Source organism: Neorhizobium alkalisoli (genome assembly GCF_002968635.1).
Taxonomy (GTDB): Bacteria; Pseudomonadota; Alphaproteobacteria; order Rhizobiales; family Rhizobiaceae; genus Neorhizobium; species Neorhizobium alkalisoli.
Genome location: NZ_PVBN01000004.1, coordinates 22350 through 37676 on the forward strand (window position 1 = coordinate 22350; position 15327 = coordinate 37676).

Below are 15327 nucleotides of genomic sequence, written 5' to 3' on the forward strand. Positions count from 1 at the left end.
GCCCGGCGTGAGCCTGAGCGATTGGTGAAGGCAGATAGCAGAAGAGTCTGCGGAAGTCCAGACGGTCGATACCCTTTATCGATCAAAACAAGCTTTCGGGCCGCGGTGCTTTGAATGGAGGGCTTCGGGCCTATATCACAACCGTTGATCCTGCTATCCGTGAAAACAGCACCGGGAGAGTTTCATGCGCAGCGCAGTCCATTCGCAATTCGGTTCACCTTCCGACGTTCTTCGGCTCGACGAGAGGCCGTTGCCCGAGCCCGGTCCTGGCGAGGCGCGGATCAGGATGATCATGTCGGCTATCCACAACCACGACCTGCTGACCGTCAGCGGTCAATACGGCTACAAGCCCCAATTGCCGGCGGTCGCCGGCACGGAAGCCGTGGGGCTGGTCGACGCCGTCGGGGATGGTGTGGTGCATCTGAAGGTCGGGCAGCGGGTTGCTGCTTCCGGTCGCGGCACCTGGTCCGAATACTATATCGCCTCGGCCGCCGCCGTCGTTCCGCTGCCGGATTCCATATCGGACGAGGCGGGCGCACAGCTGATTTCAATGCCGTTGAGCGCGCTGACGCTTCTTGATTTCGTCGGCGTCGAGGCGGGCGGCTGGATTGTCCAGAACGCTGCCAACGGCGCCGTGGGCAAGGCGCTTGCAATGTTTGCGAAACCGCGCGGCATCCGGGTGGTCAATCTTGTCCGTCGCGACGAGGCCGTTGCCGAACTCAATCAGCTTGGCGTCGACAATGTCGTTTCCACGGCGCGCGAGGACTGGGAGGGCCGTGTGAAAGAGATGACCGGCGGCGCGCGGATCGGTGCTGCCATAGACGGTGTCGGCGGGCGTTCGTCCGGCGAACTGCTGTCGCTTCTCGGGGAAAAGGGCGTGCTCGTTTCCTTCGGGCTGATGTCCGGCGAGCCCATGGAGCTGTCGGCCAGCGACCTGATCTTCAAGCAGGCGGAGGTCAAGGGATTCTGGCTTGCGAAAATCGCGCCGACGCTGCCGCCCGAGAAGCTGAGAAGCCTGGTCGGCGAGATCATTCAGGGCGTTTCCGGCGGTGCGGTCCAGCTTACGGTCTCGGAAGTCTTCGACCTGTCGGATGTCGCGAAGGCCGCTGCTGCTGCGGCCGAGCCCGGGCGTAAAGGCAAAGTGCTGCTCAGGGCATGACGGGCGCGCTATCTCCCGTGTCGAAACAATCCTCGAATGCGTCGCAAAACAGCCATTGCGACGCATATTGATTTGCGATGGGTATGGCTCTACCCAGAATGGCCGGTTTGTCGATCCCAGGAGTTTGAGGCGAGATGCGCAAATATTCGATTTTCGCCATAGCCCGCGAGGCGATGCGCGCCCACAAGGGCTGGGAGGCTCAGTGGAGTTCGCCGGAGCCGCGCTCGAGCTACGACGTCATCATCATCGGCGCCGGCGGCCATGGCCTCGGCGCAGCCTATTATCTCGCCAAGGAACACGGCATCACCAATGTCGCGGTGATCGAAAAGGGATGGCTCGGCGGTGGCAATACCGGCCGCAACACGACGATCATCCGCTCCAACTATCTCTATGAAGAGAGCATGGACATCTACGAGCATTCCCTGAAACTCTGGGAAGGCTTGAGCCAAGATCTCAACTACAACGTCATGTATTCGCCGCGGGGCGTGATGATGCTGTCGCACAATGTGCATGACCAGCAGTCGTTCAGGCGGCATATCAACGCCCACAGGCTCTACGGCATCGACAACGAATGGCTGACGCCGGAGCAGGCCAAAGCCTACTGTCCGCCGCTCGATATCTCCAAGACGGCGCGCTACCCGATCAATGGCGCTACCCTGCAGCGGCGCGGCGGCACCGCCCGCCACGATGCCGTCGCCTGGGGCTATGCCCGCGCGGCGTCGGATCGCGGCGTGCATGTCATCCAGAACTGCGAGGTGACCGGCATCCGCCGCGGGCCGAACGGCGAGGTGCAGGGCGTCGAAACGACGCGCGGCTTCATCGGCGCGAAGAAGATCGGCGTCTCGGCTGCCGGCCATTCCTCGGTCGTCATGGAAATGGCGGGCGTGCGCGTGCCGCTGCATTCCACTCCGCTTCAGGCGCTGGTTTCCGAACCCCTGAAGCCGATCTTCCCCTGCGTCGTCATGTCGAACACGGTGCATGCCTATATCTCGCAGTCCGACAAGGGCGAACTCGTCATCGGCGCCGGCACCGACCAGTACAATTCCTATTCCCAGACCGGCGGCCTGCAGATCATCACCCATACTTTGGATGCGATCTGCGAGCTTTTCCCGATCTTCCGGCGCGTCAAGATGATGCGTCAGTGGGGCGGCATCACCGACAACACGCCCGACCGTTCGCCGATCCAGGGCGTAACCCCTGTGCCGGGCCTGTTCGTCAACTGCGGCTGGGGTACCGGCGGGTTCAAGGCGACGCCGGGTTCGGCAAACCTCTTCGCGCATCTGATCGCCAGGGGCGAGCCACACCGCTTGGCCTCGGGGCTGACGCTCGACCGGTTCCGCACCGGGCGCCTGATCGACGAAGCGGCGGCTGCCGCCGTGGCACATTGATGATGGCGGCGGCCCTTCTTTCAGTCGGCATCGGAGGCGCGGCAACAGCCGCGTCAGTCAATGATTTCATTCCGGAACCCAAGGATTTCCGCACCCAGGAGATTCACCGGGTCCGAGGTGAAACGGATTGGCCTTTCGTTGCCGAAAAAGGGCTGCTTCTTTGCGCGCCGAGCTGGAAGAACCGGTTCGTCTATTTCGTGCCGGAAGATGAAGAGGGCGAGAGCGAATATCCGTTCGCGCTCCATGAGAACATGATGACCGTGGCTCTGGTCAACCTCGGGCGCAACTCGGTGCTCAGGCCCTTTGACAATTTCGAACAGCTCGTAAAGCGGCTCTCTCCTTATCTCGCGATGGGAAAGCGCCTGTGTGATCAACCCGCCGGAGCCAAGCTTCGGGATACTGCTCTTTAGGTGAACCGACGATGCTCCTGATCCATTGTCCCTATTGCGAGGAAGATCGCTCGGAACTCGAATTCCGCTGGGCCGGCGAGGCGCATATCGCCCGGCCGGAAAACATCGCGGCGATCACCGACGAGGAATTCGCCGAATACTTCTTCCTGCGCAACAACGAAAAAGGCCTCACCTATGAGCGCTGGCGGCATATCCACGGCTGCGGCCGTTTCTTCAATGCGGCCCGCGACACCGTGAGCGACAGGTTCCTGATGACGTACAAGGCAGGCCTGCCGAAACAGCCGATCCCGACAGCGGAAGAAACCGCAGCGATCGCAGAGGAAAAGACCGTCGAAACCTGGGAAGCGACGGAAGGAGACGCCCGATGAGCGCTTCTCCCAAAGATCTCGGCGCCTTCCGCATCAAGGATGCGGGCCGCCACACGCCGGCCAAGACCGCGCGCTTCACCTTCGACGGCAAGACCTATACGGCCATGGAAGGCGATACGGTTGCCTCCGCGCTTCTGGCGCATGGCGTGCATCTGGTCGGCCGCTCGTTCAAATACCATCGTCCGCGCGGGATTCTCTCCGCCGGGCCGGAAGAGCCGAATGCGCTGCTCGACGTTTCCCGCGATGCGGGCCGTCGCCAGCCGAACGTGCGCGCCACCGTGCAGGAAGTCTTCGACGGCGTCAGGATCGCCTCGCAGAACCGCTGGCCGTCGCTGAAACATGATGTCGGCGCCTTCAACGATCTGCTTTCGCCGTTCTTCGCCGCCGGCTTCTACTACAAGACCTTCATGTGGCCGAAGGAAGCCTGGCACAAACTCTACGAACCCTTCATTCGCCGCGCAGCCGGCCTCGGCGAAGCGCCGAAGGAGGAGGATCCGGATCACTACACCAGCCGCTACGCCCATGGCGACGTGCTGATCGCCGGGGCCGGCGTAGCAGGGCTTACGGCGGCGCTTTCGGCCGCTGCTACGGGCGTCAGCGTCTTCCTCGTCGACGAACAGCCGGAAGTCGGCGGTGCGCTGCATTTCGATGCGGGGACCACGATCGACGGCCAGAACGGTTACGAGTGGGCACAGGCGGCGGCCGCCAGACTCAAGGCGATGCCGAACGTCACGGTGCTGACCCGCACGACCGTGTTCGGTTATTACAATCACGGTTTTCTCGGCCTTGTGGAACGTGTCACCGATCATCTGGCGCGGCCGGGCAGGGACCTCCCCCGCGAGCGGCTGTGGCAGGTGCGGGCGAAACGCGTGGTTCTCGCCACCGGCTCGATCGAACGGCACATGGTTTTTGCCAACAACGACCGGCCGGGCATCATGCTGGCCTCGGCGGCACGAACCTTCCTGAACCACCACGGCGTTGCGGTCGGCAGACAAGTCGGCGTCTACACGGCGCACGATTCGGCTTATGAGGCCGCCTTCGACCTGAAGCGCGCCGGCGTCTCGATCGCAGCGATCGTCGATTGCCGCAGCCATCCGGGCGATGCGGTTCTCGCGGAGGCCCGCGCGCTCGGCATCGACGTGCTGACCGGGCATTCCGTCACCAACACATCCGGACGCTTGCGTGTCTCCTCCATGACGGTGGCGCGCAACGGCGCGTCGAATGCCCGCAAGATTGCCGTCGATGCGCTGATCGTTTCGGCCGGCTGGACGCCTTCGGTGCATCTCTTCTCCCAGTCGCGCGGCAAGCTGCGCTTCGACGAGGCCAACCAGCGTTTCCTGCCGGATATCTACGCCCAGGATTGCATATCGGTCGGCGCCTGCAACGGCACCGACGACCTTTCCGACCTGATCGACGAGGCGATTGCGGCCGGTAGCGGCGCGCTCGCGCTGACCGGCGAGAACAGGTTCGAATGGACCGGCGGCATGATCGGCGCCGCCGAGGGAGCGGGGCCGGACAAGGTGGTCAAGGCCTTCGTTGATTTCCAGCATGACGTGACGGCCAAGGATATCCGTCTTGCGGTGCGCGAAGGCATGCATTCGATCGAGCACATCAAGCGCTTCACCACGAATGGCATGGCTTCCGACCAGGGCAAGCTTTCCAACATGCACGGGCTGGCGATCGCCGCCGAAATGCTCGGGCGTCCGATCCCCAAGGTCGGGCTCACCACGTTCCGGGCGCCCTATACGCCGGTGACCTACGGCACGCTGGTCGGCCATTCGCGCGGCGACCTCTTCGACCCGGCCCGCAAGACGCCGATGCATACGCTCGAAGCGGCCGAAGGCGCCGAGTTCGAGGATGTAGGCAACTGGAAGCGCGCCTGGTATTTCCCGAAGCGCGGCGAGGATATGCATGCTGCCGTCAACCGGGAATGCCGGACGGTGCGCGACGTGGCGGGCGTATTCGACGCATCGACACTCGGCAAGATCGAGGTGGTCGGCCCGGATGCGGCGCAATTCCTCAACCTGCTCTACACGAATGCCTGGGACACGCTGAAGCCCGGCAAATGCCGCTACGGCATCATGACCCGCGAAGACGGCTTCGTGTACGACGACGGCGTCGTCGGACGTCTCGCCGAAGACCGTTTCCACGTGACGACCACGACCGGCGGTGCGCCGCGCGTGCTGCATCACATGGAGGACTATCTCCAGACGGAATTCCCGCATCTCAAGGTCTGGCTGACCTCGACCACCGAGCAATGGGCGGTGATCGCGGTCCAGGGGCCGAAGGCGCGCGAGATCATCCAGCCCTTCGTGGAAGGGCTCGACATCTCCAACGAAGCCTTCCCGCATATGAGCGTTGCGGAATGCACCGTCATGGGCGTGCCGTCGCGGCTGTTTCGCATGTCGTTTACCGGCGAACTCGGCTTCGAAGTCAACGTGCCGGCCGATTACGGCCCGGCGGTGTGGAAGGCGATCTGGGAGCGAGCGGAAAGCATGGGCGCCTGCCTCTACGGCACCGAAACCATGCACGTGCTGCGCGCGGAGAAGGGTTATATCATCGTCGGCCAGGATACGGACGGCACGGTGACTCCTGACGACGCAGCGCTCGGCTGGGCGGTCTCGAAGAAGAAGACGGACTATGTCGGTATCCGCGGTTTGAAGCGTCCGGACCTCGTCCGCGACGGGCGCAAGCAGCTTGTCGGGCTTTTGACCAAAAGCCCGGATGTGGTGCTGGAGGAGGGCGGCCAGATCGTCGCCGATCCGAACCAGCCGAAGCCGATGACCATGCTCGGCCATGTGACCTCGGCCTATTGGTCGGAAAACTGCGGCCGTTCGATCGCGCTGGCGCTTGTTGCCGGCGGAAGGTCGCTTGTCGGCAAGACGCTCTACGTGCCGCTCAAGGATCAGACGATCGAAGTGGAAGTGACCGACATGGTGTTCTTCGACAAGGAAGGAGGCCGCATCCATGGCTGATCTTGGAACTGCTACCCGTGCCCTGCCTCTCGCGGGCTTTCATGGTGGTTCGTCTACCGTCCGGCTCGAGGCCGCGCCGCCGGCCGAGCGGATTTCGCTCAGGGTAAGAGCGGAAGACGTCGCGGCGCTTTCCGGCGCACTCGGTGTCGACCTGCCGGTCAAGCCGAAGACTTCCGCTTCCGCCAACGGGCGCACGGCGCTCTGGCTCGGACCGGACGAATGGCTGATGATCGACGAAAGCGGGACCGGAATCGGCAACGGTTTGATGCAGGCGGCCCAAAATTCCGGCGCGTTGCACTCCGCAGCCGATGTTTCCCACCGCAATACAGCGATCCTTGTCTCCGGGACTGGTGCCGACAAAGCGATCAATGCCGGCTGCCCGCAGGACCTGTCGCTGAAGGAGTTCCCAGTCGGGGCATGCTCTCGGACCATTTTCGGCAAGGTGGAAATCGTGCTGCTGAGGACGGCCGAGGATGCCTTTCGGGTCGAGGTCTGGCGGTCGTTTTCCGACTATGCCTTCGGGCTGCTGTCGGAGGGTGCGCGGGACGCTGCGGTCGGGAAATGACCCATCTCTGAGCCTCAGCGCTATCTGTTTATCGTGGTCGGTGAAACAGTCTCGAGCAGTCTTGGAAACGGTCCGAGCTGAACACTCTTGCACGAGGTTTTTGTGAACGAGATACAGGCTTGCAGGACACCGCTGTCCGAGCTGACGGACCAGTCGACTTTCGGCGGATAGGTGTTCCGGCGCGCTAGAGGTATCCAACTTGGAACGACATCCGGCGACGGATTGGATCGACGCAGACACTCAAGCTTTGTGACGATCGTCTCCACGTTGACGTAGTAGACGCACCACCACGTTCTATTCTGCTGGCGATCGACGGCAACGCCGTGAAGCGACCAGACGCGGTTTGAAAGCTCGGCTGTTCCTGTATGGAATGCGTATCGGTCGCCCGGCTGCGCAAGGGCTTCCGTTGAGATCAGAAGTGTGAGTGCGAAAGACACCAACTTGCCCATAACGGCCTCGTGGTCGGTTAGTCGTCCGATTCTAACGTCTCTTCCCGCGAACGCATCGCCGCCTTTTGACGTAAGTCCTGCCTGTGCCGATCTTCCAGCCCGCCGGAGAAAATCGCGTGATAAAGCAACGGGCCGGGCTAGATCTAAGACGATAGCCGGACTTGACTTGCGGCGCAGGAACCGCACTCTCGCACATCGAAGCGGGAGGGGTTCATGGGCGAATATCAGTTAATGGCAATTGCGGTCCTGTTGGCGGTGATCGGCGGGGCGATTGCCGCCAGGCTGGCACAGGTCGGGATATGGAAGGGGATCTTCGTCGCCGTCGTGGCATCGCTGGCCGCAATCGTGGCGTTCTTCGTTCCAGGCTTCGACAGAGGCCTTGCCATGCCGCTCGCCGGCCTCATCGGGGCGGGCGTGTCCGGTGCCTTGCTCGGCCTTTCGGCACCCACCACGGCCAATATCCTGATCGGCACAGCCGTGCCGCCGATGCTTGCCTTCGTGATCATGGAAATGGGTGCGTAAACTGCGGGATCACTCGCCCGGATGGCGATGCTTATGCTTCCGGTCAAGATCCCATTCATGCAGGCGGACGGCGGTATAGGCGATGACTGCGATAATCGCCGGTAAGCCGAATGAAACGAAAAGCCATTCTCCGGTCATGCAAGTTTCCTCAGAACGCGTCGCGCCATGTAATGTAGGAAGACCGCGATCACGAGCCAACCCGTCAGATAACCTATCACGGCTAAGCCGAACTTGATACCGACATTGCCGATGCCATACAGCATCGCCGCCACGGGCGTGACGATGCCTACGGTAAAGCAAGCTGTCGACGCGCGATCCAGCGCATTCGCCAGAAGTTTTGTCTGTTCGATCTCGGCGGGGTTGAGAATTCCCATATCGCTCAAACGTCTTCCGGCCGGTCTTTGGGGTCGAACTGGACGATGGTGGTCCAGATGGCGGTCAGCGCCGGCTTCAGCTCGTTTTCGATCTCGACCGACACGTCATAGGTGATCATCAACATGCCGCCGCCCCGAAAGCGGGCCTCCGAAAGCTTGAAATGGCCGCGAACGCGGGCGCCGGACTTGACCGGAGACATGAAGCGGATGCGATCGAAACCGTAATTGATGCCCATGGTCTGCTCGCGGATCTTGGGCACGCAGTCGTAATTCATGGCCGAGAGCAGCGAGAGCGTCAGAAAACCATGGGCGATCGTGCCGCCGAACGGGCTTTCGGCCGCGGCGCGGTCCGGATCGACATGGATGAACTGGTGGTCATGGGTCGCATCGGCAAAGAGGTTTATCATTGTCTGGTCGACGGTGATCCACTCGGATACGCCGAGTTCGGTGCCGACCAGGCCGCCGACTTCGGCGAGCGAAACTTCATGCATGCGACCTCACTGATTTCCGTAATGGCTATAGGAGTTTACAGGATTTGACCCGCTTGGCGAGGGAAGATCTTGCGCCGCATCATTCCTCGATGCAGAAGCGGACGGAGCGGGCTGGCAGGACCTGATTCCAGAGGTCGCCAGAGGGAAAATGCTTCCAGCCCCAGCCGGGCAGAGCGAAGCTCGCCTGTTCATGACCGCGATTGAAAAGGACGGCCAAGCGGATCTTGCTGCCGGTCTTTCGGTCAAGCGACGCGAGAACCATGCCGAGGACGGGATTGTCGGGATTGTCCCAATCGCCGACCTCCATCGGCTGGCCGCTGCCGGCCAACCATTCGATATCGCCATTGCCGGCGAAGAAGCCGGTTTCGGAAAAGACGGCGAAGCGCTTTCGAATGGCGGCGAGCGTGGCGGTGTGCTCGACCAGCGTCTTGTCGATCGTGCTCCAGTCGAGCCAGGTGATCTCGTTGTCCTGGGCATAGGCATTGTTGTTGCCGCGCTGCGAACGGCCCGCCTCGTCGCCCATGGTCAACATGATGGTGCCGCGGCTGGCGAACAGGGTGGAGAGGAGTGCCTCGACATCGCGGCGGCGATTTTCGAGGATGACCGGATCGTCGGTCTCGCCTTCGATCCCGTTGTTCCAGGAAAAGTTGTCGTTGTGCCCGTCGCGGTTTTCCTCGCCGTTCGCCTGGTTATGCTTGTTTTCGTTGGAGACCAGATCCATCAGCGTGAAGCCGTCGTGGGCGGCGAGGAAATTCACGGTTCGAGTGGATTGACGGCCGTGGCGGGCGAAGATGTCGGAGGAGCCGGCAAGCCGGGTGGCGAGCGCGCCGGTCGTCCAGCGCTCGCCGCGCCAGTAGCGGCGGATATCGTCGCGGGCGCGGTCGTTCCATTCCAGGAAGGGAGCGGGAAAATTGCCGAGCTGATAGCCGCCGGGGCCGATATCCCACGGCTCGGCGATCAGCACGCGGTCCTTCAGGGCTTCGTCGGCGAGCATGGCCTTCAGCGTTTCCCCCTCCGGCTCAAAGCCTCCAGCGGTGCGGCCGATTACCGGCGCAAGGTCGAAGCGGAAGCCGTCCACGCCGGCATGCACGACGAAATGGCGGAGCGTGTCGATGATCAGCCGGCGAACCTGGGGCGCGTCGCAGGCGACGGTGTTGCCGGTGCCGGTGTCGTTGACGAGATGGCCCGGTTCGCCGGGCACATGCCGATAATAGGAAAGGTTGTCGAGGCCGCGCATGGAGAGTGTCGCGCCATGGCGGTCGCTCTCGCCGGTATGGTTGAAGACGAGGTCGAGGATGACGCCGATACCGGCCTGGTGCAGCGCCGAGACCGTTTCGCGCAGCTCCCTCACGCCGCCCGGGCAAAGGCGGGGGTCGAGCGCCATGAAGGCGACCGGATTGTACCCCCAGCCATTCGTCAGCTTCAGCGATGGCAGGTGGCGCTCGTCGATCCAGGCGGTGATCGGCATCAGCTCGATCGCATCGACGCCGATCTTTTTGAGATGCGCGATGACCGATGGATGGGCGAGCGCTGCGACCGTGCCGCGGGTCGTTTCGGGGATGTCGGGGTGGAGAATGGTGAAGGGTTTGACCGCGACCTCATAGATGAAGCCGCCGGGCGGCAGGATGGGATTGCGGATTTTCGCCAGCGGGTCGCTGGTCAGGATCGCCTTTGGTACCAGGTCGGCGGTATCGACGCCGAATACGGAAAGTTTCGTATCGTGCCGGAATGGCCGGTCGAGTTCGCGGGCGTATGGGTCGACCAGGAGTTTCGAAGGGTCGAACCACAGGCCCCGATCGGGATCATAAGTGCCCGAGGCGCGATAGCCGTAACGTTGTCCGACCGCAATGCCCTGCACCGATACGCGATGGATGTCGTCGCGGCCGCGAACCAGCCGGTGGCGGGCGGTTTCCTTTTTTCCTTCGGCATCGAAAAGGCAGAGTTCGATCCGTCCGGCATGATGCGACCAGACGGCGAAGTCCGCGCCGTCTGATGTGAGGGTTACGCCGAGTCTTAGGTCGGAGGGTTTGGGCATGCAGTCTACCTCGCTCAGGCTGACCGGGTTTTTGCCGGCGGTGCCACAGCCTTAACCCTCCCCCTTGTGGGGAGGGTGGCCGGTAGGCGGGAGGGGTTTTTACTCGGAGTAAAGTCCCCTCCCCAACCCCTCCCCACAAGGGGGAGGGGCTTGACCTGCCGCGCCGTTGCAGACCACGTGGACGACACCCTTGTCATCGACCGCTCCCCTGAGAGCTGTACATCAAGCGATCACGTAATCACCGTCGGCTGATCCCGGCCGGTGCGTGTCTTCAGTTCCGAAATCTGGTCGGCGATGGAGATGAGGTCGGAGAGTGCTTCCTGTGTCTCGATCCCGTGGCGGGATGCGTCGGGTTCGTAACGCTCCACGTAGACGCGGATCGTGGCGCCCGAGGTGCCGGTGCCGGAGAGGCGGAAGACGACGCGGGAGCCGCCTTCGAAGAGGATGCGAATGCCCTGGTTCTTCGAGACCGAGCCGTCGATCGGATCGTTGTAGGCGAAATCGTCAGCGGCTGAGACCTTGAGCGACCCGAAGGTCTGGCCGGGAAGGGCGGCAAGCTTGTCGCGCAGTGCGGCGATCAGGCTGTTGGCGGCGTCCGTGTCCACTTCTTCGTAGTCGTGGCGGGAATAGTAGTTGCGGCCGTATTCGGCCCAGTGCTTCCTGACGATCTCGGCGACGCTCTCGTTGCGGGCGGCCATGATGTTCAGCCAGAAGAGGATCGCCCAGAGGCCGTCCTTCTCGCGCACGTGGTCAGAACCGGTGCCGAAGCTTTCCTCGCCGCAGACTGTGACCTTGCCGGCATCCATGAGGTTGCCGAAGAATTTCCAGCCGGTCGGCGTCTCGTACATGCCTATGCCAAGCTTTTCGGCGACGCGGTCGGCGGCGGCACTGGTCGGCATGGAGCGGGCGATGCCGGCGATACCCTTGGCGTAGCCGGGTGCCACGGTGGCGTTGGCGGCGATGATCGCGAGGCTGTCGGAGGGCGTGACGAACATGCCCTTGCCGACAACCATGTTGCGGTCGCCGTCGCCATCCGAAGCCGCGCCGAAATGCGGGCCGTCCGCGCTCATCACGTCGTCATAGAGTTCCTTGGCATGGACGAGGTTCGGGTCCGGGTGATGGCCGCCGAAGTCGGGCAGGGGTGTCGCGTTGCGCACCGATCCCGCCGGAGCTCCAAGCCGGTTCTCGAAGATTTCCTTGGCATACGGGCCGGTCACGGCGCCCATGGAATCCATCGCGACGCGGACGCCGCTTGCGATCAGGGCACGGATGGCCGGGAAGTCGAAGAGCTGCTCCATCAGTTCGGCATAGTCGGCGACCGGATCGATCACCTCGACCGTCATGCCGGTGACATCGAAGGAGCCGACCACATCGAGGTTCACGTCGGCCACATCGGCGATTTTGTATTCGCTGATGATCTTGGAGCGGGCGAAGATGGCGTCGGTGATCTTTTCCGGTGCCGGGCCGCCATTGCCGATATTGTACTTGATGCCGAAATCCTCGGTCGGGCCGCCGGGATTGTGGCTGGCCGACAGCACGATGCCGCCGAAGGCACGGTATTTGCGGATGACGTTGGAGGCGGCGGGCGTCGAGAGGATGCCGCCCTGGCCGACCGTGACCTTGCCGAAGCCGGCGGCCGCGGCCATCTTGATCGCCTTCTGGATGACTTCGCGGTTGTAGTAGCGGCCGTCGCCGCCGATCACGAGCGTCTTGCCTTCAAAGCCTTCGAGCGAATCGAAGATCGACTGGATGAAGTTCTCCGCATAGTTCTCCTGGGCGAAGACCGGCACTTTCTTGCGCAAGCCGGAGGTTCCCGGCTTCTGGTCCTGATAGGGGGCGGTTGCGACGGTTTTAATCATGGTCATGCACCTTTTTTCGCAAGGAGGTCAAAATAGAGCGCGGCATAGAGCCCGGCACTCTTTCCCCAGGAAACGTCGGATTTCATGCCCTGCTTCTGCAACTGCGTCCAGACCTTGGGGTCGTGGTAGAGCCGGACGGCACGGCGCAGCGCGCGGCGCAGGTTGGCGGCGGTCACGGGGCCGAAGGAAATGCCCGTCGCGGCCTTTGTGGCAAGCGCCGCGTGGCTGGCGTCGATGACGGTGTCGTTGAGGCCGCCGGTGCGGGCGACGACCGGAACGCAGCCGTATCTGAGGCCGTAGAGCTGGGTCAGCCCGCAGGGTTCGAAGCGGGAGGGTATGATGATGGCATCGGAGCCAGCCTGCATGAGATGCGACAGCGGCTCGTCATAGATGGAGAGCACCGAAACGCTGCCGGGATGGCGCGCAGCAGCGGCGTGGAAGGCGTTTTCCAGTGCCCTGTCGCCGGAGCCGAGGACAGCCAGCCTCCCGCCGAGATGCACAAGGTCATCGATCGCTTCGGCCAGCAGGTCCATGCCCTTCTGCCAGGTCAGCCGGGAGATGACGCAGAAAAGCGGGCCATCGCCCTTTGTCAGACCGAAGCGTTCGGCGACGGCGCGCTTGTTGCCGGCGCGGGTCTTCAGCGTCGAGGCTGTGTAATTGACCTTCACGGCGGGATCCGCGGCAGGGTCCCATACATCGTCGTCGATGCCGTTGACGATGCCGTGCAGGTCGGAGTGCCGAAGCGACAGCAGTCCTTCGAGGCCCATGCCGAATTCGGGCGTGAGAATCTCCTCGGCATAGGAAGGGCTGACCGTGCTGATCGCCCAACTCGTCTGCAGGCCCGCCTTCAGGTAACCGACGCCTCCGAAATATTCGACGCCGTCGATGCCGAAGGCATGGGCGGGCAGTTCGAGATAGGGAAAGATGTCGGCGCCGAACTGTCCCTGGAAGGCGATGTTGTGGATGGTGATGAGGGTTGGAACTTCCGGCTCATCGGCGTAGCGCATATAGGCCGGCACCATGGCGGCCTGCCAGTCGTGCACATGCACGACATCCGGCCGCCAGCCGCTCATGCCGTCCGACAGTCCCTTCTGGGCGATCAATGCGGCCGCCTTCGAGAGGGCCGCGAACCGGCGCCAGTTGTCGAAATGGTCCTTGCCGGTGGCGTCCGCATAAGGACCGCCCGGCCGGTCGAAGAAGGTCGGCGAATGGAGGATCAGGAGGTCGAGGCCCTGATGCTCGACTTCCAGCACTTCGGCCTTGCCGCCGAGCAGGCTGTCGAAGCTCAGGACGCGCTTGGCGTCCTTCACGGCACTCAAGACTGCCGGATAGCCTGGTATCAGCGTCTTCACCGAAACGCCGTGACCCTTCAGGGCAAGCGGCAGCGCGCCGGCGACATCGGCGAGCCCGCCGGTCTTGACCAGCGGATAGACTTCGGACGCAACCGAAAGAACTTTCATTACAGATCCAGTTTGTCGATCATCGGCTGGGTGATCAGGCAGATGCCGGTTTCCGTCCGGCGGAACCGCTTCGCATCGAGTTCCGGATCCTCGCCGACCACCAGGCCTTCGGGAATGGTTACACCGTGATCGATGACGACATTGCGAAGCTGCGCGCGCCGGCCGATGCGGACATTGGGGAGAATGACGGCACCTTCAAGGCGGGAATAGGAATTGGCGCGTACGCCGGTAAAGAGCAGGCTGTTGTAGAGCGTCGAGCCGGAGATGATGCAATCGCCCGAAACGACCGAGGAGATTGCCGAACCGCGGCGGTCCTCGTCGTCATGCACGAATTTCGCGGGCGGATTGATCTCCGCATAGGTCCAGATCGGCCAGGACTTGTCGTAGATGTCGAGTTCCGGCGTCACCGCGGTGAGGTCCACATTCGCCTGCCAATAAGCGTCGATGGTGCCGACGTCGCGCCAGTAGGGCTCGCGCTCGAAATCGGAACGGACGCAGGAGCTTGCGAAGCGATGGGCGACCGCTTTGCCGTTCTTGACGATGTGGGGAATGATGTCCTTGCCGAAATCGCGGCTGGAACCCGGATCGGCGGCATCGCGCTTCAGGGCGTCCATCAGGAACTTGGTGTGGAAGACGTAGATGCCCATGGACGCGAGCGCGAAATCGGGATTACCCGGAATGCCGGGCGGATCGGCGGGTTTTTCCACGAAGGCGACGATCTGGTCCTTCTCGTCGACATGCATGACGCCGAAGCCCACCGCCTCCATGCGTGGCACTTCGAGGCAGCCGACGGTGACATCCGCGCCGGAATCCACATGCTGCTGGAGCATGTATTCGTAGTCCATCTTGTAGACGTGGTCGCCGGCGAGGATGACCATGTATTCCGGGGCATAGGACTCGATGATGTCGATGTTCTGGAACACCGCGTCGGCGGTGCCTTCGTACCATTGCGTTTCGGAGACGCGCTGGGAGGCGGGGAGGATGTCGAAACTCTCGTTGCGTTCCGGGCGGAAGAAGTTCCAGCCGCGCTGCATGTGGCGGATCAGCGAATGGGCCTTGTACTGGGTGGCGACGCCGATGCGCCGGATGCCGGAATTCAGCGCGTTCGACAGGGCGAAATCGATGATGCGCGCCTTGCCGCCGAAATAGACGGCGGGCTTGGCGCGGCGGTCGGTGAGTTCCTTCAACCGGCTTCCGCGTCCTCCGGCAAGCACATAGGCCATCGCATCCCGCGACAGAGGCTGAATTCTCTTTTCGTTCATCGGTCCCTCC

14 protein-coding genes are annotated in these 15327 nt (G+C 62.8%); 7 read left to right on the forward strand and 7 right to left on the reverse strand.

Annotated features, from left to right (window positions below):
• Positions 1-184: 184 nt before the first annotated feature.
• The 7 genes from C5L13_RS10160 (at position 185) to C5L13_RS10190 (ending at position 7836) form a co-directional block, all read left to right on the forward strand.
• Positions 185-1159, forward strand: a complete 975-nt coding sequence (locus tag C5L13_RS10160) for a zinc-binding dehydrogenase (protein ID WP_105383188.1) — start codon at positions 185-187, stop codon at positions 1157-1159.
• Positions 1160-1293: 134 nt separating this feature from the next.
• Positions 1294-2547, forward strand: a complete 1254-nt coding sequence (locus C5L13_RS10165; protein WP_105383189.1) for a sarcosine oxidase subunit beta family protein — start codon at positions 1294-1296, stop codon at positions 2545-2547.
• Complete coding sequence (locus tag C5L13_RS10170) at positions 2547-2957, forward strand: hypothetical protein (protein ID WP_105383190.1); 411 nt, start codon at positions 2547-2549, stop codon at positions 2955-2957. Before C5L13_RS10165 ends, C5L13_RS10170 begins: the two co-directional genes overlap by 1 nt.
• A gap of 11 nt (positions 2958-2968) precedes the next feature.
• Complete coding sequence (locus tag C5L13_RS10175) at positions 2969-3325, forward strand: sarcosine oxidase subunit delta (RefSeq protein WP_105383191.1); 357 nt, start codon at positions 2969-2971, stop codon at positions 3323-3325.
• Positions 3322-6300, forward strand: a complete 2979-nt coding sequence (locus tag C5L13_RS10180) for a sarcosine oxidase subunit alpha (protein WP_105383192.1) — start codon at positions 3322-3324, stop codon at positions 6298-6300. Before C5L13_RS10175 ends, C5L13_RS10180 begins: the two co-directional genes overlap by 4 nt.
• Positions 6293-6865, forward strand: a complete 573-nt coding sequence (locus C5L13_RS10185) for a sarcosine oxidase subunit gamma (RefSeq protein ID WP_105383193.1) — start codon at positions 6293-6295, stop codon at positions 6863-6865. Before C5L13_RS10180 ends, C5L13_RS10185 begins: the two co-directional genes overlap by 8 nt.
• Positions 6866-7527: 662 nt before the next feature.
• Positions 7528-7836 carry a hypothetical protein gene (locus C5L13_RS10190; protein ID WP_105383194.1) on the forward strand — a complete coding sequence of 103 codons (309 nt, stop codon included), beginning with the start codon at positions 7528-7530 and terminating at the stop codon, positions 7834-7836.
• A gap of 9 nt (positions 7837-7845) precedes the next feature.
• Here C5L13_RS10190 and C5L13_RS29470 read toward each other — a convergent pair whose 3' ends face one another.
• The 7 genes from C5L13_RS29470 to glgC all read right to left on the reverse strand — a co-directional run bounded on the left by C5L13_RS29470 (position 7846) and on the right by glgC (position 15317).
• Positions 7846-7974, reverse strand: a complete 129-nt coding sequence (locus C5L13_RS29470; RefSeq protein ID WP_280952610.1) for a hypothetical protein — start codon at positions 7972-7974, stop codon at positions 7846-7848.
• Complete coding sequence (locus C5L13_RS10195; protein WP_105383195.1) at positions 7971-8210, reverse strand: hypothetical protein; 240 nt, start codon at positions 8208-8210, stop codon at positions 7971-7973. Before C5L13_RS10195 ends, C5L13_RS29470 begins: the two co-directional genes overlap by 4 nt.
• 5 nt (positions 8211-8215) lie before the next feature.
• Positions 8216-8701: a MaoC family dehydratase gene (locus tag C5L13_RS10200; protein WP_105383196.1), complete on the reverse strand. Its 486-nt coding sequence runs from the start codon at positions 8699-8701 to the stop codon at positions 8216-8218.
• A gap of 79 nt (positions 8702-8780) precedes the next feature.
• Positions 8781-10736, reverse strand: a complete 1956-nt coding sequence (gene glgX / locus C5L13_RS10205; protein ID WP_105383197.1) for a glycogen debranching protein GlgX — start codon at positions 10734-10736, stop codon at positions 8781-8783.
• A gap of 230 nt (positions 10737-10966) precedes the next feature.
• Entirely contained in the window at positions 10967-12595 is a 1629-nt protein-coding gene (locus C5L13_RS10210) for an alpha-D-glucose phosphate-specific phosphoglucomutase (protein ID WP_105383551.1), read from the reverse strand.
• A gap of 2 nt (positions 12596-12597) precedes the next feature.
• Positions 12598-14055, reverse strand: coding sequence for a glycogen synthase GlgA (gene glgA / locus C5L13_RS10215; RefSeq protein WP_105383198.1), 1458 nt, complete (start codon positions 14053-14055; stop codon positions 12598-12600).
• Positions 14055-15317, reverse strand: a complete 1263-nt coding sequence (gene glgC, locus C5L13_RS10220; RefSeq protein WP_105383199.1) for a glucose-1-phosphate adenylyltransferase — start codon at positions 15315-15317, stop codon at positions 14055-14057. The genes glgA and glgC overlap by 1 nt, the downstream gene beginning before the upstream one ends.
• Positions 15318-15327 lie beyond the last annotated feature (10 nt).